25 protein-coding genes are annotated in these 25,559 nt (G+C 63.0%); 3 read left to right on the top strand and 22 right to left on the bottom strand.

The features are described 5' to 3' along the window. Window positions 1-35 precede the first annotated feature (35 nt). Window positions 36-1,514 carry an efflux transporter outer membrane subunit gene (locus AAGQ88_RS14420; RefSeq protein ID WP_342652706.1) on the top strand — a complete coding sequence of 493 codons (1,479 nt, stop codon included), beginning with the start codon at window positions 36-38 and terminating at the stop codon, window positions 1,512-1,514. Between the two features lie 652 nt (window positions 1,515-2,166). Here the strand turns inward: AAGQ88_RS14420 and AAGQ88_RS14425 are convergent. From AAGQ88_RS14425 to phnC, 14 genes are all read right to left on the bottom strand, one after another. Beyond that, window positions 2,167-2,988: an alpha/beta hydrolase gene (locus tag AAGQ88_RS14425; RefSeq protein ID WP_342652707.1), complete on the bottom strand. Its 822-nt coding sequence runs from the start codon at window positions 2,986-2,988 to the stop codon at window positions 2,167-2,169. A gap of 281 nt (window positions 2,989-3,269) precedes the next feature. Beyond that, window positions 3,270-4,019: a phosphonate metabolism protein PhnP gene (gene phnP, locus AAGQ88_RS14430; RefSeq protein ID WP_342652708.1), complete on the bottom strand. Its 750-nt coding sequence runs from the start codon at window positions 4,017-4,019 to the stop codon at window positions 3,270-3,272. Then, window positions 4,010-4,576 (bottom strand): phosphonate metabolism protein/1,5-bisphosphokinase (PRPP-forming) PhnN, encoded by a 567-nt coding sequence (phnN, locus tag AAGQ88_RS14435; protein WP_342652709.1) that lies wholly within the window; start codon window positions 4,574-4,576, stop codon window positions 4,010-4,012. The genes phnP and phnN overlap by 10 nt, the downstream gene beginning before the upstream one ends. Next, window positions 4,576-5,757, bottom strand: coding sequence for an alpha-D-ribose 1-methylphosphonate 5-triphosphate diphosphatase (locus AAGQ88_RS14440; RefSeq protein WP_342652710.1), 1,182 nt, complete (start codon window positions 5,755-5,757; stop codon window positions 4,576-4,578). The genes phnN and AAGQ88_RS14440 overlap by 1 nt, the downstream gene beginning before the upstream one ends. Then, complete coding sequence (gene phnL / locus AAGQ88_RS14445) at window positions 5,751-6,482, bottom strand: phosphonate C-P lyase system protein PhnL (protein WP_342652711.1); 732 nt, start codon at window positions 6,480-6,482, stop codon at window positions 5,751-5,753. Before phnL ends, AAGQ88_RS14440 begins: the two co-directional genes overlap by 7 nt. Window positions 6,483-6,516: 34 nt before the next feature. Continuing rightward, window positions 6,517-7,332, bottom strand: a complete 816-nt coding sequence (gene phnK / locus AAGQ88_RS14450; RefSeq protein WP_285423503.1) for a phosphonate C-P lyase system protein PhnK — start codon at window positions 7,330-7,332, stop codon at window positions 6,517-6,519. Further along, the gene (locus AAGQ88_RS14455) at window positions 7,329-8,216 is read right to left on the bottom strand and encodes an alpha-D-ribose 1-methylphosphonate 5-phosphate C-P-lyase PhnJ (protein WP_342652712.1); all 888 of its coding nucleotides are present in this window, start codon (window positions 8,214-8,216) and stop codon (window positions 7,329-7,331) included. The genes phnK and AAGQ88_RS14455 overlap by 4 nt, the downstream gene beginning before the upstream one ends. Next, window positions 8,213-9,286 carry a carbon-phosphorus lyase complex subunit PhnI gene (locus tag AAGQ88_RS14460; protein WP_342652713.1) on the bottom strand — a complete coding sequence of 358 codons (1,074 nt, stop codon included), beginning with the start codon at window positions 9,284-9,286 and terminating at the stop codon, window positions 8,213-8,215. The genes AAGQ88_RS14455 and AAGQ88_RS14460 overlap by 4 nt, the downstream gene beginning before the upstream one ends. Beyond that, on the bottom strand, window positions 9,286-9,918 hold the full coding sequence (gene phnH, locus AAGQ88_RS14465; RefSeq protein WP_342652714.1) for a phosphonate C-P lyase system protein PhnH: 633 nt from the start codon (window positions 9,916-9,918) through the stop codon (window positions 9,286-9,288). The genes AAGQ88_RS14460 and phnH overlap by 1 nt, the downstream gene beginning before the upstream one ends. Beyond that, window positions 9,918-10,385 (bottom strand): phosphonate C-P lyase system protein PhnG, encoded by a 468-nt coding sequence (phnG, locus tag AAGQ88_RS14470; RefSeq protein ID WP_285423499.1) that lies wholly within the window; start codon window positions 10,383-10,385, stop codon window positions 9,918-9,920. Before phnG ends, phnH begins: the two co-directional genes overlap by 1 nt. A 14-nt stretch (window positions 10,386-10,399) precedes the next feature. Further along, on the bottom strand, window positions 10,400-11,119 hold the full coding sequence (gene phnF, locus AAGQ88_RS14475; protein ID WP_285423498.1) for a phosphonate metabolism transcriptional regulator PhnF: 720 nt from the start codon (window positions 11,117-11,119) through the stop codon (window positions 10,400-10,402). A 40-nt stretch (window positions 11,120-11,159) separates the two neighbouring features. Beyond that, a complete protein-coding gene (phnE, locus tag AAGQ88_RS14480) occupies window positions 11,160-11,951 on the bottom strand; it encodes a phosphonate ABC transporter, permease protein PhnE (protein ID WP_342652715.1) in 792 nt (263 codons plus the stop codon). A 77-nt stretch (window positions 11,952-12,028) separates the two neighbouring features. Then, window positions 12,029-13,033: a phosphonate ABC transporter substrate-binding protein gene (gene phnD, locus AAGQ88_RS14485; protein WP_342652716.1), complete on the bottom strand. Its 1,005-nt coding sequence runs from the start codon at window positions 13,031-13,033 to the stop codon at window positions 12,029-12,031. Between the two features lie 80 nt (window positions 13,034-13,113). Next, window positions 13,114-13,947: a phosphonate ABC transporter ATP-binding protein gene (gene phnC / locus AAGQ88_RS14490; RefSeq protein WP_342652717.1), complete on the bottom strand. Its 834-nt coding sequence runs from the start codon at window positions 13,945-13,947 to the stop codon at window positions 13,114-13,116. A gap of 375 nt (window positions 13,948-14,322) precedes the next feature. Here phnC and AAGQ88_RS14495 point away from each other — a divergent pair, with 375 nt between their 5' ends. Next, a complete protein-coding gene (locus AAGQ88_RS14495; RefSeq protein WP_342652718.1) occupies window positions 14,323-15,195 on the top strand; it encodes an alpha/beta hydrolase-fold protein in 873 nt (290 codons plus the stop codon). 31 nt (window positions 15,196-15,226) lie between these two features. Here AAGQ88_RS14495 and AAGQ88_RS14500 read toward each other — a convergent pair whose 3' ends face one another. Together AAGQ88_RS14500 and AAGQ88_RS14505 are read right to left on the bottom strand one after the other, a co-directional pair. Then, window positions 15,227-17,119, bottom strand: a complete 1,893-nt coding sequence (locus AAGQ88_RS14500; protein WP_342652719.1) for a methyl-accepting chemotaxis protein — start codon at window positions 17,117-17,119, stop codon at window positions 15,227-15,229. Between the two features lie 289 nt (window positions 17,120-17,408). Further along, complete coding sequence (locus AAGQ88_RS14505) at window positions 17,409-17,849, bottom strand: VOC family protein (RefSeq protein ID WP_285423492.1); 441 nt, start codon at window positions 17,847-17,849, stop codon at window positions 17,409-17,411. A 108-nt stretch (window positions 17,850-17,957) separates the two neighbouring features. Between AAGQ88_RS14505 and AAGQ88_RS14510 the strand changes: the two genes are divergently transcribed. Beyond that, a complete protein-coding gene (locus AAGQ88_RS14510; RefSeq protein ID WP_342652720.1) occupies window positions 17,958-18,836 on the top strand; it encodes a LysR family transcriptional regulator in 879 nt (292 codons plus the stop codon). Between the two features lie 223 nt (window positions 18,837-19,059). On the opposite strand, the gene AAGQ88_RS14515 is transcribed toward AAGQ88_RS14510, so the two are convergent. From AAGQ88_RS14515 to ddpX, 6 genes are all read right to left on the bottom strand, one after another. Then, window positions 19,060-20,046, bottom strand: a complete 987-nt coding sequence (locus tag AAGQ88_RS14515; RefSeq protein WP_342652721.1) for an oligopeptide/dipeptide ABC transporter ATP-binding protein — start codon at window positions 20,044-20,046, stop codon at window positions 19,060-19,062. Then, the gene (locus AAGQ88_RS14520) at window positions 20,043-21,077 is read right to left on the bottom strand and encodes an ABC transporter ATP-binding protein (RefSeq protein WP_342652722.1); all 1,035 of its coding nucleotides are present in this window, start codon (window positions 21,075-21,077) and stop codon (window positions 20,043-20,045) included. Before AAGQ88_RS14520 ends, AAGQ88_RS14515 begins: the two co-directional genes overlap by 4 nt. Window positions 21,078-21,079: 2 nt before the next feature. Further along, window positions 21,080-21,979, bottom strand: coding sequence for a D,D-dipeptide ABC transporter permease (gene ddpC / locus AAGQ88_RS14525; RefSeq protein ID WP_342652723.1), 900 nt, complete (start codon window positions 21,977-21,979; stop codon window positions 21,080-21,082). Between the two features lies 1 nt (window position 21,980). Further along, window positions 21,981-22,997, bottom strand: coding sequence for an ABC transporter permease (locus AAGQ88_RS14530; protein ID WP_342652724.1), 1,017 nt, complete (start codon window positions 22,995-22,997; stop codon window positions 21,981-21,983). Between the two features lie 234 nt (window positions 22,998-23,231). Further along, on the bottom strand, window positions 23,232-24,788 hold the full coding sequence (locus AAGQ88_RS14535; RefSeq protein WP_342652725.1) for an ABC transporter substrate-binding protein: 1,557 nt from the start codon (window positions 24,786-24,788) through the stop codon (window positions 23,232-23,234). Window positions 24,789-24,986: 198 nt separating this feature from the next. Further along, on the bottom strand, window positions 24,987-25,541 hold the full coding sequence (ddpX, locus tag AAGQ88_RS14540; protein ID WP_285423485.1) for a D-alanyl-D-alanine dipeptidase: 555 nt from the start codon (window positions 25,539-25,541) through the stop codon (window positions 24,987-24,989). Window positions 25,542-25,559: the final 18 nt, after the last annotated feature.

Below are 25,559 nucleotides of genomic sequence, written 5' to 3' on the forward strand. Positions count from 1 at the left end.
CACTCATTTGCGCACTCTGTCTGGAGGACAGCCCCATGACCGCTCCGGCCTCTCGCTTTACCCGCAGTGGCGTCTTCGCCTTCGGCGCGCTGTTCACTGCCCTGGTCGGCTGCACAGTGGGCCCGGACTACCAGCGCCCGCCAGACAGCCTGACCGCCACGTACCAGAATCAATCACTGCTACAGCAACGGGTTGGCGAGACGCCGGCCCCCGCACTGGACAGCTGGTGGACCGGGTTCAATGACCCTGAATTGAACCGGATCGTTCAGCGTGCACTGGATCAGAACCTCGATCTGGCCGCCTCGTTTGCGCGGGTCGAACAGGCGCGGGCGGTCGCGCAACAGGCCGGCGCCATTCGCCTGCCCCAAGGCGCGCTGGATGCGCGGGTGGTGCGTCAGCGTCAGTCTATCGAGAGCCCTCAAGGTGAGGTGGGCAGCGCATTTCCCGGTTACGATCGCAATCAGACGCTGGAAACCCTCGGCGTCGGCGCCAGCTGGGAAGCGGATCTGGCCGGCGGCCTGAAGCGTGGCGAAGAGTCAGCGATCGACGAGGCCCAGGCGGCCGAGGCCAGTCATGCAGGCGTGCGCATTTCGGTCGCCGCCGAAGCGGCGGACGCCTATTTCCGCATTCGAGGCGCGCAACAGCGCCTGGCGGTTGCACAGGATCAGATCAACACGCAGGACAACCTGCTGAACCTGATCAACGACCGCATGGGCAGTGGCCTCGCGACCCATCGCGAGCAAGCGCAGGCTCAGGCGCTGGTGTCGCAAGCGCGCGCGACGCTCCCGCCCCTGCGCACCGAGCTCGCCACCCAGCTCAACCGGCTCGACGTCCTGATGGGCGCGCAGCCCGGTACTTGGTCGCGCGCACTCAGCAACAGCGCCCAGCCTTACAGCGTGCCGACCATCATCGACAGTCAGGGACCGGCGGAGCTGCTGCGGCGCAGGCCCGACGTGATCGCGGCCGAGCGCCGACTGGCAGCGTCGAACGCGCGCATCGGTGCGGCAATGTCCGAGTATTACCCGAAGGTTTCGTTGTCCGGTCTGCTGGGCTTCGACACGGTCCACAGCGGTGAATTGTTCACCTCGTCGGCCTTTCAGCCGCAGGCGATCCTCGGCCTGCATTGGCGCTTGTTCGACTTTGGCCGCGTGGATGCGCAAGTCGCGCAAGCCAAAGGCGCCAATGCTCAGGCCCTCGCTGAATACCGCCAGGCAATGCTCAAAGCCACCGAAGACGTGGAAAACGCCATCGTCACGCTGGTCGAGCTGGAACGGCAACGGGTCGAGGTGGATCAGGAAGTCGCTGCGCACCAGACCGCACGCGATGCCGCGCAGGACGCCTACACCGGTGGCGCGATCAGCCTGGTCGAAGTGCTGGATGAGGACCGCCAGTTGCTGACCTCTCGCGATCAACTGGCGCAATTACGCGCCAACGACGCGCGCGCGGCCGTGTCGACTTTCCGCGCGCTTGGCGGCGGTTGGCCTCAGGCGAAACGGGACGTGACGAAACAATGAGTCGCGGAACAGACAGCGGTGGACAGCCACAACAATGATGGCGACAGAACCTGCGCCTTCGTGAGCAAGCTCACTCCCACAGAGATCTCCGGGTATTCCCGGACTCTCCGGCCACACTCAACTTCCGCAGGAGCGCGCTTGCTCGCGAAGGCTGATTTCCAGCCGCTGCATTCCACCGGACACACCTGCCAATTCGCGGGCAAGCGCGCTCCTACGAGGGTAATCCGGGGCTGACTGGTCTCGCATCAGGCCACAAAAAACCTGTGGGTCCAGCTTGCCCCGAAGGCTGACTTCCAGCCGCTGCATTTCCACCGGACACACCTGCCAATTCGCGGGCAAGCGCGCTCCTATATGGGTAATGCGGGTTGACTGGTCTCGCGCCAGGCACCGAACCGGTAGAAGCGAGCTTACTCGCGAAGGCTGATTTCCAGCCGAAGCATCTCCGGCGGACACACCGGCCAATTCGCGGGCAAGCGCGCTCCTACAAGGGTAATGCGGGGCTGACTGGTCTCGCGCCAGGCACCGAACCGGTGGGAGCGAGCTTGCTCGCGAAGAGGCCCGCAGAGCTGCCGCAACGGTGACGGTAAACTTTCAGAAACTCACTCCCGCAAGGCCCTTCCATGGCGCCTTCGCGGCAGTGATCGGTATCCGCTCAGCCCTTGATGAAGCCAAGCAGGATTTCATTGATTTCTTCAGGCTGGACGTTGCACATGCCGTGGGAGCCGCCTTTGACCACGTGCAGGGTCGAGCCCTTCACCAGTTCGTGGCTCTTGTAGCCCGACGCAACGATCGGCACGATCTGGTCGTCGTCGCCGTGCAGAATCAGCGTCGGCACATCGACCTTTTTCAGGTCTTCGGTGAAGTCGGTTTCCGAGAACGCCTTGATGCAATCGAACTCGCCCTTGACGCTGCCGAGCATGCCGAGCGCCCAGAACGAGTCGATGGCGCCTTGAGAAACCTTGGCACCGTCGCGGTTGAAACCGAAGAACGGCACGGCCAGGTCTTTGAAAAACTGTGAGCGGTCGGCGGTGAAGCCTGCACGAATCCCGTCAAACACCTCCATGGGCAGGCCCTCAGGGTTGGCGGCGGTTTTCAGCATGATCGGCGGAACGGCGCCGATCAACACGGCCTTGGCCACACGCGAGGAACCGTGGCGACCGATGTAACGGGCCACTTCGCCGCCACCGGTGGAATGCCCGATCATGATCGCGTCTTTGAGGTCCAGCGCTTCGAACAACTGCGCCAGGTCATCGGCGTAGGTGTCCATGTCGTTGCCATCCCAGGTCTGGCCAGAGCGGCCGTGACCACGGCGGTCATGGGCAATGACGCGATACCCTTTCTGGCCAAGGAACAGCATCTGTGCATCCCATGCATCGCCGTCCAGCGGCCAGCCGTGGGAGAACACGATAGGCTGGCCAGTGCCCCAGTCCTTGTAGAAAAACTCGGTGCCGTCTTTCAGCGTCAGAATAGACATGAAGCGCAATCTCCGGGAAATATGCAGGGAACGTACAGCGTAGACCGGGATTGTGACGATGCATTGAAGAAATGTGCTTGTTTACAACCGATCCACAGCCTGCACTGGCCTCTTCCCGGCTGAAGCCGGTCCTACAGACGCTGCTGGCCTTTCGTAGGACCGGCTTTAGCCGGGAAGGCGTCGGATGTTGCGTCGGCAATCAACGGGGGCGTTAAACACTTCCACCGGAAATATCCGCGTGAGCGCGGCCAAAATGCGCCGCCGACGTAATCGCGCCGCCGCTAGAGTTGCATCCCATCCCGCGCGATGAGCACGTTGTCCGGCAGTGCCGGAGCTTGCTCGATCAGCCAGGCATCCAGGGTGTGGCCGATGTGGGTCAGCACGCCGCGCCTTGGCTGCAGGTTGTCGATGATCTGCAGGGCCAGGGTCAGGTCGTTGTGATTGCGGGGGGCTTGCGCCTGGGGCGGCATCGAGCAGTCGAGGATCAGCAGATCGAGGGACTGGCGCCGCAGAAATGCCGCCGTCTCCTCCGGCAAGCCGACGGTGTCGGTCAGGTAGGCGACACGACGCCCGCCGCCTTCGAGCAGGTAACCCAGCGTCGGCCTGGAATGCACCAACGGCAACGCCGTCACCTGCAGCTCAGCGAATGCACGGCTTTCGAACGGCATGAACGGCTGACTGAAATCCAGTATTCCCGGGTGTTTGTACAGGTCCGCCAGCCCTTCCGGATCCGCCGGCCCATGCACCGGGATCACCAGCCCCTGCCCCCAGCGCAGGTGCAGCAGACCCTGCGCATGGTCAGCGTGGTAATGGGTCTGAAAGATGCCGCTCAGCGTGCGCGGCGCAAAGCGTTCGGTCAGGTCCGTGAGGCCGCTGTCGATCAACCAGCGTTGCCCCTCCAACTCGACCAGCGCGCAGCAGGGCCGTCGGCGCAACTGCGAGTCCGCATGCGCTGCCTCGCACGCCCGACACTTGCAACCGTAGACCGGCACTTGCCGCGCATCCCCCGTTCCCAGCAAGGTCAGGCGCATGCGTGCTCCCGGTCGATGCGCTGCAGCAACCGCGCGACTGTCTGATCGAGCGCGCCGGAATTGTCCAGCAGCATCAATGAAGGATTGTGCTCGATCAGGTCATCGGCAAACTGCGCATTACGGGCCAGCCGCGCTTCGATCTCCTGCGGCGATTCACGGCCGCGCTCCAGCAAGCGATGACGCAGGACCACCTGATCGACGCTGAGCAAGACCACCAGCATGTCGGGATAACGCTCGCGGGCCTGGGACAGATGCCCGCGCGAGCCATTGACCAGCACGTCATGCCCGTCGCCCAGCCATTGATCGATCTCTTTGCCGATGCCGTAATGCAGGCCGTTGGCAAACCAGCTCAGGGCAAATGCACCCTGAGCCTGCATCTCGCTGAATTGCTCGACGCTGACCGCCTGGGCGGCCTCGCCCCTGGCTTCCGCGGACCGGGTGATGACGCGGCGCACGATCCGGCAGCCGCGGGCGGCCATGGGTTCGCGCGCGGCATCGAGCAGGCTGTCCTTGCCCGAACCGGACGGTCCGATGAGATAGATCAACCTGCCTGCCATCAAAACACCCTCTTCGCTTGCCGCCAGACCTGCTGAATGACCGGTAATGTGCCCACTGCACGGGCGTGGATCAGGTCGCCGCGCAAGCCGCTGCGGATTTCACCCCGGTCATGCAGCCCCGCTGAACGCGCAGGCGCCAGGCTGACCGTGGTCACCGCACGCGCCAGACCGGCGCTTGAAAGCGCGCCGCCGCCATCCAGCTGCGCCGCCTGTTCCAACTGATCGCCCAGGGCGAACGCCGCCTGCAGCAGGCTGGCCGGATAGTAATCGCTGGACAGAATATCCAGTAGCCCTTCTTTAGCAAGGGTAGCCGCTGCGATGTTGCCCGAGTGCGAACCGCCACGAACGATGTTCGGCGCGCCCATCAGTACGCTCATGTCCAGTCGGCGGCAGGCTTGCGCCGCTTCCAGTGTCGTCGGGAATTCAGCGATGGTCATGCCGTAAGCTGCGGACTCCTCGACGTGCTCCACCGTGGCGTCATCATGGCTGGCGACCGACAGACCGCGGGCCAGGCAGATATCGACGATCGCCTTGCGGTAACGGTCGCTGTAAATCTTCGAGTTGGCGACCTGTTCGACGATGAACGCGTCCATCTGCTCGCTGCTCAGGTGATATTTACCCATGTAGTACTCGCGGTATTTGGATTCAAGGGCAAACTGACGCTGACCCGGCGAGTGGTCCATGGTCGACACCAGTTGCACCAGCGGCTGCTCAACCAGATCGCGGAACACGCTGAGCGTGTCCGGGTGACAGACCTCGCAGCGCAGGTGCAGGCGATGCTCGGCGCGGGTCATGTCGGCGGCGTTGGCGCTGGCGATTGCCTCGACCATACCGGGCAATTGCTGCATGCGCTTGCCCTTGGGATTCACATCCCCGATCGACAACGCGTCGAACACCGTCGTGATGCCCGCGGCGATGATCTGCGCATCGTGGCTCATGACCGCCGAGGCCGACGGCCAGTCCACGCCGGGACGCGGGCTCAAGTGTTTTTCCAGATTGTCGGTGTGCAGTTCCACCAGTCCCGGCAGCAGGTAGTCGCCGTCCAGGTTCTGCGCCCGTGGCAGGTGACTGACGCTACGGTCGACGTCGTCGATCAGGCCGTCGCGCAATACCACGGTGCCTGTGAACACCTGATCGGCGGTGACGATGCGCGCATTGGTCAGAATCTGTTCGTTCAGCATTGCTGCAACTCCTTGGCCGTCAGGCTCTTGTCGGACAGTGCTTGCGGGGTCATGTCCAGATGGCGGTCCGATACCGCTTCGCGGGCCAGACGGTCGTGGAAGATGCCGATCACCGCAGTGCCGGCGCTCTTGGCCTCATTGATCAGTTCGAGCACCACCTGACGGTTGCCGTCATCCAGCGATGCGGTGGGTTCGTCCAGCAGCATCACCGGCCAGGGCACCATGAAGCCGCGGGCGATGTTGACGCGTTGCTGCTCGCCGCCGGAAAACGTCCCCGGGGCCAGCTGCCACAAGCGCTGGGGAATGTTCAGGCGGCTCAACAGATGTTCGGCACGGGCCTGGGCCTCCTCACGGCGCCAGCCTCGGGCAAGCGCCGGCTCCATCACCACGTCCAGCGTCGCCACCCGAGGAATCACCCGCAAAAACTGGCTGACATAGCCAAGTGTCTGCTGACGCACGGCCAGCACATCGCGCGGCACGGCGCCGACCAGCTCCAGCCACTGGCCCTGGTGTTGCACGCGAATGCTCCCGCCCGCTGGCAGATAGTTGCCATACAGCGTACGCAGCAGCGTGCTCTTGCCTGCCCCGGAATGCCCGTGCAACACCAGGCATTCACCGCCACGCACCGAGAAACTCAGGCCGCGCAGCACATTGAGCACCACCCCGTTCTGCTGATGCAGGGTAAAGGTCTTCGAGAGGTCACGGACCTCGATCAGCGTGTTCATCAAAGCCACTCCATAAGCCGGATCAGGGCGGTCATCAAGGTTGCAGCACCGAAGACACCAGCAACTGCGAATACGGGTGTTGCGGATCGTCGAGGATCTGGTCGGTCAGCCCGGTTTCCACCACGCGCGAACGGCGCATGACCATCAGCCGGTCAGCCAGCAATCGCGCCACGGCCAGATCGTGGGTGACAATCACCACCGCCAGATCCAGTTCGCGGACCAGCCCGCGCATCAGGTCAAGCAGGCGCGCCTGCACCGAGACATCCAGCCCGCCGGTCGGCTCATCCATGAACACCAGACGCGGTCCGGAAACCAGGTTGCGGGCGATCTGCAGGCGCTGCTGCATGCCGCCGGAAAAGGTCCTTGGCAAGTCGTCGATACGCGCCGGATCGATTTCCACCTGATCGAGCCAGTCGAGACCCGCGGCGCGCAGTTGCTGATAATGGCGGATGCCCTGAGCCATCAGCCGCTCGCCGATGTTGGCACCGGCCGACACCGCCATGCGCAGGCCGTCACGGGGGTTCTGTTCGACGAACCCCCACTCGGTGCGCAGCAACGTCCGGCGCTCGGCTTCGCTGGCGCTGTAAAGGTCCAGCCACGTCCCCTGCGTCGTGCGGTAATCGATCACCCCGCTGTCCGGCGGACAACGCCCGCTGAGCAACGAAAGCAGTGTCGATTTGCCGGAGCCGGACTCGCCGACGATGCCCAGTACTTCGCCGGGGTAGAGCTCGAAACTCACGTCCTGACAGCCTTTTTCCGGGCCATACAACTTGCTCAGGCCGTTGACCTTGAGCAGCGGCAGCGCCGGGTCGGCGGCCACGGCCTGATGAACCTTCTGAGCTGCGTTCATTGGCCTGTCCTCCCTTCGTTGACGCGCTGGGCGCAGTAATCGGTGTCCGAGCAGACGAAGCTCTGGGTGCCCTGATCATCCAGAATCAGTTCATCGAGGAACGAGTCGTGACTGCCGCAAATGGCGCAGTTGTGCGCCCATTTCTGCACCTCGAACGGGTGGTCCTCGAAATCCAGGCTGGTGACGCGGGTGAAGGGCGGGACGGCGTACAGGCGTTTCTCGCGACCGGCGCCGAACAGCATCAGCGCCGGGCTCATGTCGAGTTTCGGGTTATCGAATTTGGGGATCGGCGACGGGTCCATCACGTAGCGTTCGTCCACCGTCACCGGATAGGCGTAAGCCGTGGCGATGTGGCCGAAGGTGGCGATGTCTTCGTAGAGCTTGACGTGCATCACGCCATAGTCATTCAGCGCGTGCATGGTGCGGGTCTCGGTTTCCGAGGGCTCGATGAACCTCAGCGGCTCGGGAATCGGCACCTGATAGACCATGATCTGGTCGCTGTGCAGCGGCGTTTCCGGAATCCGGTGGCGGGTCTGGATGATCGTCGCTTCAGGCGTACGCTCGGTGGTCGCGACACCGGCGGTGCGCGCGAAGAAGCGGCGAATCGACACCGCGTTGGTGGCGTCGTCGGCGCCCTGGTCGATGACCTTGAGCACGTCTTCTGCGCCCAGAATGGCCGCGGTGAGTTGCATGCCACCGGTACCCCAGCCGTACGGCAGCGGCATTTCACGGCCACCGAATGGCACCTGATAGCCGGGAATCGCCACCGCCTTGAGCAGGCCGCGACGGATCATGCGTTTGGTCTGTTCATCCAGATAGGCGAAGTTGTAAGCCTCATCGCGGGATTCCCGGGGCGAATGACGAGGTTGCGTAGCAGCGTTCATCGGGCTTGCTCCTTGGCAGGCGTGCGCAGTTTGCGGATCAGTTCCAGTTCGGCCTGGAAGTCGACGTAGTGCGGCAGCTTGAGGTGCGAGACGAAGCCGTTGGCTTCAACGTTGTCGCAGTGCGCCAGGACGAATTCCTCCTGCTGCGCCGGTGAGACGATTTCTTCGGCGTACTCGCCGGCACGCAGGGAGCGATCCACCAGCGCCATGCCCATGGCCTTGCGTTCGGCATGCCCGAAGGCCAGACCGTAGCCGCGGGTGAACTGCGGCAGTTCGCTGGCGGAGCCGACGAACTGGTTGACCATTTCGCATTCGGTGACTTCGATCGCGCCGATGGAGATCGGGAAACCCAGCTCTTCCGGCTCGATCCAGACGTCCACTTCACCCACGCGGATTTCCCCCGCGAAGGGATGATTGCGGCCATAGCCGCGTTGCGTGGAATAACCCAACGCCAGCAGGAAGCCCTCGTCGCCGCGGGTCAGCGCCTGCAGACGCTCGGCGCGGCTGGCCGGGTATTCCAGCGGCTCGCGGGTGATGTCGGCGACCGGCGCGCCGGTATCGGCCTCCTCCTTGATCAGCCCTTCCCTGGCCAGCAGCCCCATTACCCGGGGGCACGCCTCGACGCGGGCATCGGCGCGGGTCTGCGGCCCTGCATGGTCGCCTTCGGCGAGCAGGCTGAAATCCAGCAGGCGGTGGGTGTAGTCGAAGGTCGGGCCGAGCAACTGGCCGCCGGGCACGTCCTTGAACGTGGCAGACAGACGACGGTTGAGCAGCATGTCCGAGGTGTCGATCGGCAAGCTTGCGCAAAAACGCGGCAAGGTGGTGCGATAGGCGCGCAGCAGGAAGATTGCTTCCACCAGATCGCCGGCTGCCTGTTTGATGGCCAGCGCGGCCAGTTCTTCGTCGTACAGCGAACCCTCGGTCATGACCCTGGCCACGGCCAGCGGCAGCTGTTGCTGGATCTGCGCGACGGCAAGCTCGGCGACCGAGGTGTCGCCCCGGCGTTTTTTGGCCAGCAGCTTGTGGGCGTTATCGATGGCCTGCTCGCCACCCTTGACGGCAACGTACATCAGGCACCTCCCTTGGCAACAGCGGGTTTAAAGGCGACCTGAGTGCTGCGTGGCAGCCCCATCAGCTCGCTGCCCGCGAGAAAAAACACATCGATGCCGCGGGGAAAATCGTTACGCGAGTCGCGCTCTTCCCAGAAGGCTTCCTGCAGCGGCAGACTGACGTGGTTCTGGTTCTCGATGCCGGGCCCGCGCAGCGCCACCTGACGGCCGCCCTGCAGGCTCGGCAGCTGAATCAGCAGCGTGCACGACTGATCCGGGTAACGGTCGTTGCCCAAGTCGAACCCGCTGAGGTCGTGCAGCTGGCTGTCATCGAGCAGCGCGAAGCGTGCGTTCTGTCGGTCGCTGACAATCGGGCAACCGCAATGAAATGTCAGGTTGGCGCGGATCGCCTGAGTGTCGAAGGCAGGCGCCAGCCACAGCGGCGTGTCGACATCCAGCAACGCCAGGCACAAGGCGTGGCTTGCCGCTGCGAGCCCCTCCAGGTGCGGCGGAGTCTGTGCGCTCAACAGGCTCTGGGCGACGCCGGGACCGGCCAGTGCCTTGAGCGCCGCGCGAAAGCTGCGCTGCGAATCAAGCACCGGATCGGCGAAAGCAGGCTGTAACAACGACGCAGTAACGAGAGAGGTGCTCATCAGTTTTCTCCTCTGACCAGCGTGAAGAAGTCCACTTTGGTCGCGGCGGTTTCGGCTTGTTGTTGTGAACGGCGTTCGGCGTGGGCCAGCGCCAGCGGTTCGATCAGCTCACGCATCCAGTGAGCCTGTTGCGCGCCTTGCAGATGCGCGTCGGCCAGCGCTGCGAGTTCGGCCAGCGCCTTGTCGCGACCGGCCAGGTAGCTGTAACCGGTGCGCCCGTCGGCCAGCCGCACCACACAGCGGGTGACGCTCATTTCGCCGACATTGAACGGCGCGCCGTTGCCGCCCATGCGCCCACGCACCAGGGCCATGCCGATTTCCGGCGCGCGGATCAGTTGATACTCGGCATCGCGCAGGGCGGCCTCGTGAGGCAGCAACTCGGCGCGGCGGCTGCGCGACAGCACGCCGATCCAGTGTTGACGGGCCGCCTGTTCGGGCGCGGTGTCGAAAGCGGATGTTGCAGTCATCGAAGGCATCTCCATCAGGTGACGATCTGATACTGAAAGCGGTCGGAGCGGCTGGTGGAATGAGCGATTTCCACGGGCTGTCCGCTGGCATCGCGGGAAAGGGTGAGCACGGTCAGCGCGGGCAGATGGCGCGGCATCAGCAGCACGCTGGCCTCTTCCCGACTGGGCAGACGCGCCCCGATCAGGCTGAACGTGCGGGTCAGCGCAAGGTTGCGCGCGGCCAGAAACTCGCGCACCGAGCCACTCTGGTAGTCCGCCAGCAGGCCGGCGCGCGTGGCGCAATAACGGTGGCGAATCAAACTCACCGGCTGACCGTCGAGGCGGCGCAGGGTCTGCAGTTCGATCAGCGGCGCGTGCTCTTCCAGGCCCAGATGCTCGGCTTCTTCACGCGTGGCCACACACCGGCGGCGCTGCAACAGGACCGCTTCGACGCCATGGCCCAAGGCAGAAAGCGACTGGCTGTAGGCGCTCTGCGCCGCCACCGGATACACCAGCGGGCGACCCAGCACTTGCGTGCCTTTGCCTTGGCGACGCAGCAGGCAGCCTTCGCGCACCAGTTCATCGATGGCCCGGCGGATGGTGTGGCGATTGACGTCGAAGCGTGCCGCGAGCCGGGTTTCGGCCGGCAGGTATTCGCCCGCGATGTAGCTGCCGAGTTCGCTGCGCAGGGTTTCTGCCAGTTCGCGGTACATCGGTTCACGGCACTCGGGGTCAGCTTGTCTAGACAAATGCATGGCTAAAAAAAAGGGTTCGCACCCTCTCCTGTCGTGATCGTTAAATGAATTGCTTGCGCAGGCGCTGGGAGAAGATGTCAATCACACTGACCACCACGATGATCACCAGCAGCACTGCGCAGGTCTGGGTGAACTGGAACGCGCGGATGTTTTCCCAGAGGATCACGCCGATGCCGCCGGCACCGACCATGCCCACCACCGTGGCCGAGCGCACGTTCGATTCGAAGCGGTAGAGCGCATAGGAAATCCACAGCGGCATGACCTGCGGAATGACACCGAAGATCACTTCCTGCAGCGCACTGGCGCCGGTCGCCCGCACCCCTTCCACGGGACCTGGGTCGATGGCCTCGACCGCTTCGGCGAACAGTTTGGCAAGCACGCCAGTGGTGCTGATCCACAGCGCCAGCACACCGGCGAACGGACCCAGGCCGACCGCGACGACGAAGAGCATCGCGAAGACCATTTCATTGATCGAACGGAAGGCGTCCATCACCCGGCGCAGCGGCTGGTGAATCCACCACGGTGTGATGTTGTCCGCGCACAGCACACCCAGCGGCACCGAGCAGACGATCGCCAGCAGCGTGCCCCACAGCGCGATGTGCACGGTGACGATCATTTCCTTGAGGTAGGCGCGCCATTCGTGGAAATCCGGTGGGAAGAAATCCGCGGCGAAGGTCGCCATGTTGCCGGCGTCGCGATACAGCGCCAGCGGGTTCATTTCGGCGCCGTGCCAGGCCCAGCCCATCACGGCCAGAAACAGGCCCCAGCCCAGGTATTGCAGCCAGTTGCGCTTGCCCCCGGCGGTTTCAAGGTATGCAGCGTGAGTGGTCATAAACAGTCCCGTTGGCTAACACTCGAACAGCGATATCGGGCGCGGCGCCCACCTGCAGCGGCGCCGCGCCGGTCACATCAGCCCGCCTTGGCGGTGCTCTGTTTTTCCAGCTCGGAAATACGGTCCTGCAGCCTGGTCAGGCCGGCGTCGATTTCTTTCAGGCGCGCGGTTTTTTCATCGGCGCTCAAGCTGGTGCTGGCGGTGGTTTCGGTCTTCTGCTTGAACAGTTCAAGCTGGCGGATGGTCAGCAGCTGGTCATCCGAAGACTTGAGGAACTTGCCCATCTGCATGTTCTTCAACACCGTCTTTTCTTCCTCGGTGTCGCCGTAGTGCGCGAAGAAATCGCGGATCTTGTTCTTGGTCGCATCGGACATGCCTTTGCGCCAGACCATCGGGTCGGCCGGGATGATCGGCGACTTCCAGATCACTTTGAGCTGGGCTGCCTTGTCCGGCTGAGTGACCTCCAGACGGTCCCAGCTTTCGGTGTTGAAGGTGGCGACATCCAGCTGCCCCTTGGCCACGCTCAGGGCGTTGACTTCGTGGCTGGAATTGAGCGTGCGTTTGAAGGCGGTGGCGGCGTCGACGTTGTTCTTGGCGAACACGTAATAGCCCGGGACCAGATAGCCGGACGTGGAGTTCGGATCACCGTTGCCGAAGGTCAGCTCCTTGGCGTGCTTGAGCATGTCCTCGACCGAATTGATCGGGCTGTCCTTGCGCGCGATGATCACGCTCCAGTAGCCCGGCGCACCATTGGCGGCGGCGGTCTGGGCGAAAATTTCGCCGCCCGAGCGGTCGACCGCCTCCATCGCCGCCTTGTTGCCCAGCCAGGCCACGTCGACCTTGTTGAAACGCATGCCCTGGATCAGGCCCGCGTAGTCGGAGGCGAAAGTGGCGTTGACGTTCAGGCCGGTCTTTTTCGACATGTCGTCGAGAAACGGCTGCCAGACGCTTTTCAGGTTTTGCGAAGACTCGGTGGACATGATGCCGAAGTTGATTGTGCTTTCGTCTGCCTGCGCGGCGCCTGTGAGGCAACCGGCAACAAGGGCGGCAGACGCGAACACGCGACCGATACGGTTCAACATGGAGAGCTCCTGAAACGTGGGTTGAGGTGTTGCTGTTGTGGTCGTGCAGCGCTGACGGGCGACGCCATCCAGCGGCGCGCTCAGGCCTGTGCCAGCGTCAGTCGCGCGGGGCGCTCGGCGTGACGGGCCTGGTCGGCGAACATGAGGCTGGCGTCGGCGTCGGCGCCGTAAAGATCGTTGAGGAACTGGCCGCTCAGGTCAGCGCCATTGCCGTCGAAATGAATGCGGCCGTTTTTCAGCGCCACGGCCCGCGGGCAATAGCGCACGGCGTAATCGACCTGATGCAGGGTCACCACGACGGTCTTGCCGTCCTGGCGGTTGATGTCGGCGAGAATTTCCATGACCTTGCGCGCGGACTCGGGGTCCAGCGAGGCGATCGGCTCGTCGGCGAGAATGACCTCGGCCTGCTGGGTCAGCGCCCGGGCGATGGCGACCCGTTGCTGCTGGCCGCCCGACAACGTCGAGGCGCGCTGCTTAGCCAGATCCGCCAGGCCGACGCGGGCCAGATTGGCCATCGCACGGTCTTTCTCTTCGGCGTTGAACAGGCCCAGGCTGCCACGCCAGCGCGGCATACGGCCCAGACAGCCCAGCAGCACGTTGTCGAGCACGCTCAGGCGACTGACCAGATTGAATTGCTGAAAGATGTAGCCGATGTCGGCACGCAGGCGGCGCACCTTGCTGTTGAGTCGTCCCGAGACTTGCACTTCGCGACCCAGCACCGTGACGGTGCCACCGTTGGCCCGGTCGCAGCAGGCAAGGCCTGCCAAGTGGCGCAACAGCGTGGATTTGCCAGAGCCGGATGCGCCGATCAGCGCTACCATTTCTCCGGGTTGTATAGACAATGCCAGGTCAACCAAAGCGGTCTTGCGAGCGAATGTCTTGTTCAAGCGGTCGACATGGATAGCTGCGTTCATGGGCTTCTCTTGTCTCATCTTGTCGTGTGGATCCGGCGTCCTGCCACCGGCGAAACGTGCGCCTTGCCCGTCCATGGCCGCGTTCGGTGCGAGTGACATTAGAGCGAGCGTGTGGCAGTTCGATGACCCGTCGATGACCGCGAGATAACAGTTCGTTGACTATTTGATGCGGGATGATTCGCGTATTTTGTCGACATGTTTGTGTAGAGCAGCGGTCTTGGCAGGATGCGGGCTAGACAAGTCGAACGACTGAAAAGCGCACATACCTTCGATGGCGGCGTATCAATGCTTGAATTAACGACAGACAGCGTGCGCTCGCGGGCAAACGCGCGCCTGGAATGTCCACCGCCACGTCATTCGCACAGGCGCAACGGGATGAACTGCACACGAATCCTCACCCTCATACTGCTCGGCGCCCTGTCCCTGATGGCAGGCGCCGACAATCAGGAGAACCGCACCTTGGCTGCAACCGGCTCTGCCAATTACCGCTTCGAACGCTTGAACGTCGACTCCCCGGACGGTCAGCGCCATTACCGCCTCGACATCGGCATCCCGCGCAACGCGGCGCCAGCCACTGGCTATCCGGTGATGTACCTGCTGGATGGCAACAATGCGCTGGCCGAATTGCAGGACAGCTGGTTAGGCGAACTCGATGCGGGCGCTGCGCCGCTGCTGGTGATGATCGGCTACGACATCGACGGCACCTACGACGGCGAACAACGCACCCGCGACTACACGGGCGACACGGCGTTGGCGTTCCTGACGACGATCGAAACCGGCATCAAGCCGAAGGTGCGGGCAAACTGGTCGGTGGACCTGAAACGGCAAACGCTGTGGGGGCATTCGTTCGGCGGGCTGTTCGTGCTCGATGCGATGCTGGCACGGCCCGATGCGTTCCAGACCTGGATTGCCGCCAGCGCCTCGCTGTGGTATCAGCCGACCACCTTCGATAAGGGCATGGCGCTGCGCGCATTGGCGCCCGAAACAGCGAAGCACGTGGTGATCGTCAAGGGCGAAAGAGAAGGCAAGCCGCCAATCGCGCAATTCGATGGCGGCTCGCCGCAGAGAAGGCAGCAGATGCAGGCCGTGCCCGCCGACGCCAATCGCCTGCTGGCGGAGCATCTGGCGACGCTGCCCGGCACCGAGGCCAGTTACCGGGCATTCAACGGACGCAACCATGGCCAGATGTTCACCACGGCGCTGCATCTGGGTTTGCGGATGGCGGCCGGATTGCCCGGCCAGCCGTGAGTCCCGCTGTTTTACACTGTGTTGACGACGGTCAGATCCGGAACGTGCCCACCAGATGCTGCAAGCGCGCAGTCTGGTGTTCAAGGTGCCGGCAGGCGTCCAGCGTCGACTTCAGGTTGTCCACGCCTTCCTGATTGAGCGTGTTGATTTCCGTAATGTCGACGTTGATCGACTCGACCACCGCGGTCTGTTCTTCGGTGGCGGTTGCAACCGACTGGTTCATGCCATCGATTTCGCCGATGCGGCGGGTCACGCTGTTCAGGCGTTCGCCGGCCTGATTGGCGATGGTCACGCTGCTTTCGCTTTGACGCTGACTCTCCGTCATGTTGGCCACCGCGTCACGGGCGCCCACCTGCAGCTCTTCGATCATGCCCTGCACTTGTTGCGCGGAATCCTGGGTGCGATGCGCCAGGTTGCGCACTTCGTCGGCGACCACGGCAAAACCGCGCCCCGCTTCACCGGCACGCGCCGCCTCGATGGCCGCGTTGAGGGCCAGCAAGTTGGTCTGCTGAGAGATGCCGGTGATCACTTCCAGAATCTGGCCGATGTTGGCGGTCTTGTTGTTCAGGGTCTCGATGTTCGCGCAGGACTCACTGATCTTTTCCGACAACTGATTCATCGCCTTGATGGTCTGCGTGACCACCCCTTGGCCTTCGGTCGCCAGTTGCGTGGCTTCGCTGGAGTGCTGCGAGGCGAGCGCAGCGTTCTGCGCGATCTCCTGGGCCGCGGCGCCAAGCTGGTTGATCGCTGCAGCCACGCTGCTGGTGCGGCTGGACTGCTGGTCGGAGTTGCCCATGGACGAGTTGGACGCACCCACGACCCGCGCAGCGACTTCACCCAGCTGGCCTGCGGTGGACGCCACCTCACGGATCGAGCCGTGAATACGCTCGACGAAGCGGTTGAAGGACAATGCCAGCGCGCCGAACTCGTCCTGCGAGACGATCGACAGTCGCTTGGTCAGATCGCCTTCGCCGTCGGCGATGTCCTGCATCGCCAGACCCATCTGGTGCAGCGGCTGCATGAGGACGCGAATCAGCAGGCCCAGCAGCAACATGATGATCGCGACGGCAATCACCATCGCCAGGATCGCCGAAGAACGGAATTCGCTGAGCATCGAATACGCGGCGTCGCGGTCCAGCACCAGCGCCACGTACCAGTTCGCCGAAGACAGGCCTTCGACCTTGGTGAACGAAATGAACTGCGCCTTGCCGGCCGATTCGATTTCGTAGACGCCGGGTGCGATTTTCGGTGCGCCACTTGGATAGGCTTCACTGACATTCTTCAGGACCAGCTTGCTGTCTGGGTGAATCAGAATTTTCCCGTCGGCGCTGACGATGTAGGCGTAACCATGTCCGCCGAAGTTCAGCGAGTTGATGGTCTTGCTGATGGCGTCCAGGGAGATGTCTGCACCGGCAACGCCGATCATCTGACCCTGCTGGCGGACCGGCGTCGCCAGGGTCACCACCAGTTTGCCGGAAGAGGCCGCAATGTACGGCTCAGTGACGATCGTGCCCTGCGCCGCATCGGCCGCCTTGTACCAGCCGCGGGCCCGTGGGTCGTAGTCCGCCGCACGATTACCCGCTGGCACGGAGAACATCACACCGTCCTTGCCGCCGAAGTAACTGAGCTGGAAGTTGTCCGGGTAAACCGGCAGCCCGACGATACGTGGCAGGCCGCTGACCGCAGGGCCATCTGCCGCAATCTGCTGGGCCATGGAATACAACAACTGCGTGCGGCTATCGAGCCAGGTTTGAATGTTCTGAGTTGTCAGACTTCCTAACTGTTGCAGTTCGGTATCTACGTTGTTCTTCAATGTTTCGCGCTGGCGAAAGTCGTTCACCAGAATGAAGCACGAGAAAGCAACGACAACTATCAATGCAGCGGCCAGCAGGATCTTTCTGCTGAAACCCAGACGTTTGATCATACGATTGTGTCCATAACCAAGAATGACAGCGACGAGAATGCGTAGCCGATCGGGCGCGCGCTGCGCTTTGTACGGGGTTGTTCAAAGAAAGGGAAGACGCGGCCCGAAATATACTTCGGCTGACCGGCGACAGAGTTTAGTACCGGTCGTCGTGGACACTCGTAGAACGATTTTTATAGGCAGGGGAAAATGACGATATGTTTAAACATCCGGCGAAGTCTGTTTAACGGGATCCAATTATGTGCAGCGCAATGATTAATCATCACGCTGCGTAGTTGGCGTAGAAACGTTACTTGGCGAACAACTGCCCCATGTCTTTGAACGCTTTGAACTCCAGCGCGTTACCGCACGGATCGAACAGGAACATCGTCGCCTGTTCGCCGACCTGGCCTTTGAATCGTATGTAGGGTTCGATGACGAACTTGACGCCCTGCCCCTTCAGCCGATCGGCCAGCGCTTCCCATTCCTCCCAGCCAAGCACGACTCCGAAATGCGGAACGGGCACGTCATGACCGTCCACCGCATTGGTCCCGGCATGGGCCTGGGAGTCGGTCTGAGGGTGTTCGTGAATGACCAGTTGATGGCCGAAGAAATCGAAATCCACCCAGTGATCACTGGAGCGGCCTTCCGGCAGGTTGAACACGTTGGCGTAAAAGTGCCGGGCTGCCGCCAGGTCATGAACGGGGATGGCGAGGTGAAACGGAGATAGCTTCGGGCTGCTGGCGGTCACGGGTGATGCTCCTCTTAATGGGCTGCAGCCATCTTTACCCATTGAATCATTGATGGAAAGATCATAATTTTCGCGCCGAGCCACAATTATTTCGATCAGTGAGTTGCCATGATTCGCGAGCTTAAAACCTTCATTGCTGTCGAGCGCCTCGGCACGTTTGTCGCTGCCGGCAACCAGATCGGCCTGACCCAGTCGGCGGTCAGCGCGCAGATTCGCACGCTGGAGAAGTCCCTCGGCACCCCATTGTTCGACCGCAGCGGCCGCAGCGCGACATTGAACGCCGCGGGGCTGCGCGCGCTTCCCATGGCCCGGGAAATCGTCGCGCTGTACGAGCGCATGGCTGCGCCGTCCATCGACAGTGGTTATTTCGGGGAGTTGCGCATCGGCGCCATCGCCACGGTGCAGACCGGCCTGCTGCCTGCGGCACTGGTGCAGTTCAACCGTCAGGCGGCGACGGTGGAGGCGAAGGTCATTCCGGGTGTCTCGCAAACCCTGCTCAACAGCGTCGACGCGGGTGAGATCGACCTGGCACTGCTGATCCGACCGCCCTTCGCGCTGCCCAAGGAACTGCATCTGGAGATCATCGAGCGCGAGCCCTTCGTGTTGATCGCCCCGGCCACCGTCGAGGGCGATGATCCGCTGCAACTGCTGCGCGATACACGTTTCGTGCGCTACGACCGGCACTCGTTCGGCGGGCGGCAGGTCACGCGCTTTCTGCGTGCGCAGAAAATCGACACCCGGCCAGGTCTTGAGCTGGACGAAGTCGATGCCATCGTTCGCATGGTCGAAGCCGGCCTAGGCGTGTCGCTGGTACCCCGAGCCGGGCTGTGGATGGAGCGCGCGGCACAGATCCGCATCATTGAACTCGGCCCCCTGACCTTCTACCGGGAACTGGCGATGGTCATGCGCCATGCCAACCGGCAGTTGCCGTTGCAGCGACTGTTCAGGGAGTGCCTGGCGACCGCCTGTACGCTGCAACCTTCGTAAGAACCTTCGGGTGATCAACGAATCAGTCGACACCACATATCCCGGTGGGCGCTGCAAATGTTTGTAGGACCGGCTTTAGCCGGGAAAGCCTCGGGCGTCACGCCGTTGATCGAGGGGCTGTTAAAGACAGTGGGCTCACTCCCACAGGTCTTGGACTCCCCTGACAGCGCCGCGCACCCTTGCAGGAGCGCGCTTGTTTGTCTCCGCTTCTGTTCAGATGCACTCATTGCGACTGCAAATGACACCGCACCCATTCCCCTGCCACGGCGCCTTTGGCCGGCAGCAGGGCTTGCGGTCTGTCGCAGCCGGTGGTTGCCTTCGGGCAGCGGTCCCTGAAAAAACAGCCTGTTGGCAGATTGCGGTTGCCGGGGAGTTCGGTGGGCGCCGAGACCTGGGTCTCATCCACGGCAACGCCCAGCCGTGGAACGGCCTCCAGAAGCAGTTGCGTGTACGGATGGCGCGGGCGCTCGAGCACGTGGGCAGCGCTGCCCAACTCGACGATCTGCCCCAGGTACATCACCGCTACCCGGTCGGCCATGTGCCGCACCACAGAAACGTTGTGGGAAATGAGGATGTAGGTCAGGTCGCGGGTGCGCTGCAGCTCGGCCAGCAGATTGAGGATCTGCGCCTGCACCGAGATGTCCAGCGCCGAGGTCGGCTCGTCGAGCACAATGATGTCCGGGTTCGACGAAAGCGCGCGGGCGATGGCGATGCGCTGGCGTTGCCCACCGGAAAACTGGTGTGGGAAACGGTCCATGTACTCCGTGCGAATGCCCACCTGCGACGCCACTTTGGCAGCGATCTCGCGCATGTCGCGACGTGGCGCGGAACGCTGGACGAACAGCGGTTCGGTGATCACCTTCCACACCGGCAGCCGCGGGTCGAGCGAGGATTGCGGATCCTGGAAGACGATCTGGACGTTGCTGCTGCGCTCTTTGGCATCGTTATAGACCCAGTCCAGTCGCCCGGACGTCGGCTTGATCAGCCCCATCAGCAACTGCGCCAGCGTGCTCTTGCCGCAGCCGGACTCGCCTACCACGCCAAGGGTTTCACCGGCGCGGACCTGCAGGTCGATGCCGTTGAGGGCATGGGCCAGGGCCTTGGGTCGACCAAGCCAGTCCTTGCCCATCGGATAATGCACGCGCACGTCTTGCAGACCGAGGATGGCCGGACGCTCTGCGAAGGAGGATATAGGGGCGGTGCCGGTCATGACAGCGACTCCTGAACAGGCTGGTGGGACGGCGCGCTGAGCCAGCACGCGCTCTTGCGATCCGCTTCGGCGTCAAGGGTTTGCATCGGCGGGCGCTGCACGCATTGCGCCATGGCGAACGCGCATCGATCGCGAAACGTACAGCCTTCAGGCAACGCCGAGAGGTTCGGCACCTGACCCGGAATCGTCATCAGCGCCTGACCGGGCTCAACCTGTTCCGGCAGTCCGCTGAGCAGCCCCTGGGTGTACGGATGCCGCGGATCAGCCATGACTTGCGCGGTGATGCCCTGCTCCACCACGGCGCCGGTGTACATGACGTACACCCGATCGCAGAACTGCGAGACCAGCGCCATGTCGTGGGTGATCAGCAGAATCGCCGTGCCGCGTTCTCGGGCCTTTTCCCGCAGCAGCAACAGCACCTGGCGCTGCACCGTCACGTCCAGCGCCGTGGTCGGTTCGTCCGCGATCAGCAACTGCGGATCGCAGGAAAACGCCAGTGCGATCATCACCCGCTGACGCATCCCGCCCGACAGCTCGAACGGGTAGCTGTTCATCACCTGCTCGGGGTCGGCGATGTGCATGTCGCGCAACAGGGCAACCGCTTTGGCTCGGGCATCGGCCTTGCTCAACTGCTGATGATGAATGATCACATCGAGCATTTGCCGACCGATGCGCCGGGTTGGATTCAATGCGGTCATCGGTTCCTGAAAGATCATCGCCGCATCGCGGCCGCGCACGCTGAGCAAGTCCTTTTCCCGGGCAGTGAGCATGTCGCGCCCAAGGATGTTGAGGCTGCCACTTTTGACCTGATAAGCGCGCTCGGGCAGCAGACGCAGGCTGAGCATGGCAGTCACCGACTTGCCCGATCCGGACTCGCCGATCACACCGACGATTTCCCCCGGATTGACGTGCAGGGAGACGCCGTTGAGCGCCTTGACCGTACTTTTGTAGGCCGGGAACTCGATGCTCAGGTTATCGATGGCCAGCACCGGCGCGCCGCCACGGGAATGAATTGGAGTGTGCGTCTGCATGGTCATTTCCCCTGCTGGCGTGGGTCGAGCAGGTCACGCACGCCGTCGCCCAAGAGATTGAAACCGGTGGCGGTGACCAGAATCGCCAGCCCCGGAAACGTCGAATACCACCATTGATCGAGGATGTAATTGCGCCCGGTCGCCACCATGGCGCCCCACTCCGCAGTGGGTTGCTGCGCGCCCAGGCCGATGAAACCCAAGGCCGAGGCCATGAGAATCGCGCTGCCGATGTCCAGGCTCAGTTGCACCAGCAGTGGCGGCATGGCGTTGCGCGCCACGTGCCACAACACCATGTGCCAGCGTCCGGCGCCGAAGGTTTCGGCGGCCTTCACGTAACCCATCTGACGGATGCTCAGCGCCTGGCCCCGCGCCAGTCGTACGTAGAACGGAATGCGCACCAGCGTGATCGCCAGCATCGCGTTGAACAGACTCGGGCCCAATGCGGCGGCCAGGGCCATGATCAGCACCAGCGACGGGACCGACAGCATAATGTCCATCAAGCGCATGATCAGGCTGTCGAAGCGCCCGCCAATGATGCCGGACATGCAACCCAGCAGGCCGCCGGCCAGACACGAGGCAAACGCGACGAACAGGCCGACGCCCACTGACTGCCGGCTGCCGTACAGCACACGGCTGAACAGATCACGGCCCACTTCGTCGGTGCCGAACCAGTGCGCCGACGACGGCGCGGCCAGTCGCTGAGTGAGGTTCAGGGCGTTGGGATCGTGGGACGCCAGCCACGGCGCGAAGATCATGCACAGCAGCACCAGCAGCGTGATCACCAGCCCCGCCATGGTCAGCGGGCTGCGGCGGACCTGATGCGCCAGATACGCCAGTTTGTCCTGCCAGCGCGAAGCTTTGGGCAGCGGCGCCACCACGGGCGCGGAAATTTGAGCGGACATTTCAGTTGACCTCGCCGATGCGCGGGTCGATCAGGCGGTACAGCAGATCGATCGCCATGTTCAGCAGCACATAGATGAAAGAGACCAGAATCGCGAAGCCCATCACCGCCGGGAAATCCAGCGACTGGATCGACTTGACCACGTACGCCCCCATGCCGGGCCAGGCGAACACCGTCTCGGTGAGCACCGCGCCGTAGAGCAGATCGCCCAACGTCAGGCCCAGCACCGTCACCGACGGGATCAGCGCGTTGGGCAGCGCGTGGCGCAGGATCACCGCCCATTTCGACAGGCCGTACGCCCGCGCGGTGCGGATGTAGTCTTCGCCCAGCTGATCGAGCATCGCCGAGCGAATCTGCCGGGCCACAACGCCCAGGTTGACGAACCCGAGCGTGATTGCCGGCAGAATCAGATGCTGGACCGCGTTGAAAAACAGGCCCGTGTCCCCGGCCAGCACGGTGTCGATCAGGTAGAACCCGGTGACCGTGGGCGGCGCGTCCAGCCCTTCATCGATCCGGCCACTGCCAGGCAGCCAGTTCAGGTGACCGTAAAACAGCACGATCAGGCCCAGTCCGAGCCAGAATGCGGGCGTGGAAATCCCGGTCACGGCCAGCGTGCGGGCAACCTGATCGATGAAGCGGTTGTGGTAAACCGCCGACAGCACGCCCAGCGGCACACCCACCAGAATCGACAACGTCAGCGCAGCCAGCGCCAGTTCGAGGGTGGCAGGAAAGAACGCCTGCAAATCTTCCAGCACGGGACGATGGGTGCGAATCGATGTGCCCAGGTCGCCATGCAGCAGGTCGAGCATGTAACGCCCGTATTGCTGATACAGCGGCAGATCCAGCCCCAGCTGGTGACGAATGTTCTCGACAATGGCATCGGTGGCACGGTCCCCGGCGATCAGTCGCGCAGGATCGCCCGGGATCAGGTGGGAAATGGAAAATGTAATCAGGGAAACGCCGAAGACCACCAGCAGCAGGCCGCCCAGGCGTTTACGCAAAAGAGTCAGGAAGGCCATCAGGCACCTCGGTCACGCATGAAAATCGACAACACGAAACAGTTCGCGGACACGGTCTTGCCAAGCGCCCCGGCCACTGTGGGAGCGAATGCATGGGTGAGGCGATGAATCAGCAGGCCCATCTTCAGCGGATGTGCCGCCGCTCACTCACCCATTCACTCCCGCAGCGACTGGCGCTGTGGCAAGCCGATCACTTCTGCCCGCCAACCCCTCGGGGTCGCGGGCGACAACGACTTACTTGGTGATCGTGCCGATGTTGAACACCTGCTCAAGCATCGGGTTGAACACGTAGCCCTTGACCTTTTCGCTCATCGGCAAGGTGTACGCCTTCTGGTACAGGTAGGCGTAGACGCTGTCGTTGAGCACGATCTTCTGCGCCTGCTGATACAGCTCGGTGCGCCTGGCCATGTCGTTGGTGGTGGCCGACTCGCGGATCAGCTTGTCCACCGCCGGGTTGTCGTAGAACGAACGGTTACCCGCCAGCCCCTTCAGCTTCGAATCGAAGAAGAAGTTCATGAACATGTAGGGGTCGGCGAAGTCCGGGCTCCACGAGCCGATGGCAACGTCGAAGTCACCGGTGCCCAGGCGCTCGCGCATGCTGGCGTTGGCCAGCTTTTCCATCTTCAGGTTGACGCCCAGCGATTGCAGGCCGGCTTGCAGGGTCAGGCCGATCGGCTCCCAGTTCGGGTCCTTGTCCGAGTACATGAAGGTCAGGTTGCTGATCTTCGGCGAGACCTTGGCCAGATCGTCCTTGGCCTTGGCCAGGTCCTGCCTGAACGCCGGCTGCTTGTCGTCATAGGCCCACATGCCTTGCGGGATCGGACCGTTCAGCGTCTTGGCCTTACCTTTGAGAATGCCGTTGATGATGCCGTCATAATCGAGCGACTCGACAATGGCGCGTCGTGCATCGGGGTTGTTCATCGGCGGCTTCTGGGTGTTCAGGTACAGCAAGGTGACGCGCAATGACGGGTAGTCGCCGACGACGATGCCGGACTTCTTGGCCAGCGCTTCCAGCTGGTCTTCGGGCATGTCTTCGATGATGTCCAGATCACCGTGTTCCAGCTGCAGGCGGCGCACGGAAGCCTCGCCGATGATCTTCACCACAACCTTTTTCAGGGTGGGTTTGGGACCTGCGTAATAGCTGTTCTGCTCCATCGTCAGGGTCTGGCCTTTCTGCCAGTTCACCAGCTTGAACGCGCCGGAGCCTGCGGTGTGAGTCGACAGATATGCATCCGCGCCTTCGGTTTTCTTCGCGACGTCCGGGTTGATGATGGCCGCGCCGTTGTGCGCCAGGGTCGAGAGAAACGGCGCGTAAGGCGCCTTGAGGGTGAATTTCACGGTCAGCGGATCGACCACCGATACCGTCATGTCATCGGGGAATGCGCCGGACGGCCCTTGCTTGAGCTTCATCACCCGGTCGAACGAAAACTTCACGGCTTCGGCGTTGACCTCTGCGCCGTCATCGAACTTGTTGCCCGGCTTGAGCTTGAATTCCCAGGTCAGGTTGTCGGCCGAGGTCGTCCAGCCACTGGCGAGCTCGCCTTGCACCTCGGTGCTGCCCTTGCCGTCCTCGACCTTGTAAGTCACCAGCCGCTGATAGGCCGGATAGGTCACGGTCCAGTCGTTGTTGTCGATGGTCACGGCCGGGTCCAGGGTTTGCGGATCGGACGGCTTGCCGATCATCAGCGTGTCCTGAGGCACAGCGGCACTGGCCGATTGCCAGGCACCAAGGCCCATGGCGGTACAGAGGATGGCCATCGCCAGCGAATGCGGAGTAACGATTGATTTCATGCCGGTTCCTTGATCGTTCGATGTGTGGAAGTTCGTCAGGTTTGTTATTGAAGCTATACCGGGCAGTCAAAGCTCAGATGCCTTGCGGCCTCCGAAATGGCGCGCCCTGCTCGTTCGAGTTCAGGTCGCTGCCAGATTCAGCCGGGATTCATGAACGTCCCGGTCAGGTGTCGCGTGTCGGTTCAGGCGCCGTGGCCGTCAGCTCGCCGGGCGGATCGAACCATCGTCGATCAGCGGATACTGGTCCGCACCCGGCAGCTCGTAGTGCCACCATTCGCTGTCGATGTAGGTGAAGCCGGCAGCCAGCATGATGCCCAGCAGCAGCAAGCGATTGCGTTGCACGTCGGCGGGCAGATCAGCGAAAAACTGATGTGAGTGGGCGCGCATGTCGTCAAACCCCGTGCCCATGTCCAGCGCCTTGCCGTGCGCATCGATGAGGGTCAGGTCCACCGCCACGCCACGGGTATGGTGCGAGCCCAGGCCCGGATCGCGCACGTATTCCGGGTTGGGCAGCGCCTCCCACAACAGCGCCTGGGCGTAGGGCGGGCGATAGGCATCGAAAATGCGCAGGCGCAGGCCTGCCTGCCGGGCCAGCACACTGGCCTGGCGCAGCCGTGCCTCGGCATCGCGGTGCAGCAGGCAGCGCGGGTCCTGATAAATCTGTTTGCCGGCCAGGTTGTCGACACCGGCATAGATCAGGTCGACCTCGACCTGCAGCGCGCGGGCATCGACTTCGACGAGGGGGCTATTCACGTAAACACACTCCAGATC

Origin of the sequence: Pseudomonas sp. F3-2 (assembly GCF_038804275.1) — a bacterium.
Taxonomy (GTDB): Bacteria; Pseudomonadota; Gammaproteobacteria; order Pseudomonadales; family Pseudomonadaceae; genus Aquipseudomonas.

What these genes read in the sequence shown, in the direction of transcription:
- AAGQ88_RS14460 (WP_342652713.1), bottom strand. Translation starts at nt 9,286, where the DNA reads ATGTACGTTGCCGTCAAGGGTGGCGAGCAGGCCATCGATAACGCCCAC.
- phnN (WP_342652709.1), bottom strand. Translation starts at nt 4,576, where the DNA reads ATGGCAGGCAGGTTGATCTATCTCATCGGACCGTCCGGTTCGGGCAAG.
- phnC (WP_342652717.1), bottom strand. Translation starts at nt 13,947, where the DNA reads ATGAACGCAGCTATCCATGTCGACCGCTTGAACAAGACATTCGCTCGC.
- AAGQ88_RS14515 (WP_342652721.1), bottom strand. Translation starts at nt 20,046, where the DNA reads ATGACCGGCACCGCCCCTATATCCTCCTTCGCAGAGCGTCCGGCCATC.
- AAGQ88_RS14420 (WP_342652706.1), top strand. Translation starts at nt 36, where the DNA reads ATGACCGCTCCGGCCTCTCGCTTTACCCGCAGTGGCGTCTTCGCCTTC.
- AAGQ88_RS14455 (WP_342652712.1), bottom strand. Translation starts at nt 8,216, where the DNA reads ATGAACGCTGCTACGCAACCTCGTCATTCGCCCCGGGAATCCCGCGAT.
- AAGQ88_RS14495 (WP_342652718.1), top strand. Translation starts at nt 14,323, where the DNA reads ATGAACTGCACACGAATCCTCACCCTCATACTGCTCGGCGCCCTGTCC.
- AAGQ88_RS14510 (WP_342652720.1), top strand. Translation starts at nt 17,958, where the DNA reads ATGATTCGCGAGCTTAAAACCTTCATTGCTGTCGAGCGCCTCGGCACG.
- phnD (WP_342652716.1), bottom strand. Translation starts at nt 13,033, where the DNA reads ATGTTGAACCGTATCGGTCGCGTGTTCGCGTCTGCCGCCCTTGTTGCC.
- AAGQ88_RS14500 (WP_342652719.1), bottom strand. Translation starts at nt 17,119, where the DNA reads ATGATCAAACGTCTGGGTTTCAGCAGAAAGATCCTGCTGGCCGCTGCA.
- phnP (WP_342652708.1), bottom strand. Translation starts at nt 4,019, where the DNA reads ATGCGCCTGACCTTGCTGGGAACGGGGGATGCGCGGCAAGTGCCGGTC.
- AAGQ88_RS14440 (WP_342652710.1), bottom strand. Translation starts at nt 5,757, where the DNA reads ATGCTGAACGAACAGATTCTGACCAATGCGCGCATCGTCACCGCCGAT.
- phnH (WP_342652714.1), bottom strand. Translation starts at nt 9,918, where the DNA reads ATGAGCACCTCTCTCGTTACTGCGTCGTTGTTACAGCCTGCTTTCGCC.
- AAGQ88_RS14520 (WP_342652722.1), bottom strand. Translation starts at nt 21,077, where the DNA reads ATGCAGACGCACACTCCAATTCATTCCCGTGGCGGCGCGCCGGTGCTG.
- AAGQ88_RS14530 (WP_342652724.1), bottom strand. Translation starts at nt 22,997, where the DNA reads ATGGCCTTCCTGACTCTTTTGCGTAAACGCCTGGGCGGCCTGCTGCTG.
- AAGQ88_RS14535 (WP_342652725.1), bottom strand. Translation starts at nt 24,788, where the DNA reads ATGAAATCAATCGTTACTCCGCATTCGCTGGCGATGGCCATCCTCTGT.
- phnL (WP_342652711.1), bottom strand. Translation starts at nt 6,482, where the DNA reads ATGAACACGCTGATCGAGGTCCGTGACCTCTCGAAGACCTTTACCCTG.
- phnF (WP_285423498.1), bottom strand. Translation starts at nt 11,119, where the DNA reads ATGCATTTGTCTAGACAAGCTGACCCCGAGTGCCGTGAACCGATGTAC.
- phnK (WP_285423503.1), bottom strand. Translation starts at nt 7,332, where the DNA reads ATGAACGCAGCTCAGAAGGTTCATCAGGCCGTGGCCGCCGACCCGGCG.
- AAGQ88_RS14425 (WP_342652707.1), bottom strand. Translation starts at nt 2,988, where the DNA reads ATGTCTATTCTGACGCTGAAAGACGGCACCGAGTTTTTCTACAAGGAC.
- phnG (WP_285423499.1), bottom strand. Translation starts at nt 10,385, where the DNA reads ATGACTGCAACATCCGCTTTCGACACCGCGCCCGAACAGGCGGCCCGT.
- ddpC (WP_342652723.1), bottom strand. Translation starts at nt 21,979, where the DNA reads ATGTCCGCTCAAATTTCCGCGCCCGTGGTGGCGCCGCTGCCCAAAGCT.
- phnE (WP_342652715.1), bottom strand. Translation starts at nt 11,951, where the DNA reads ATGACCACTCACGCTGCATACCTTGAAACCGCCGGGGGCAAGCGCAAC.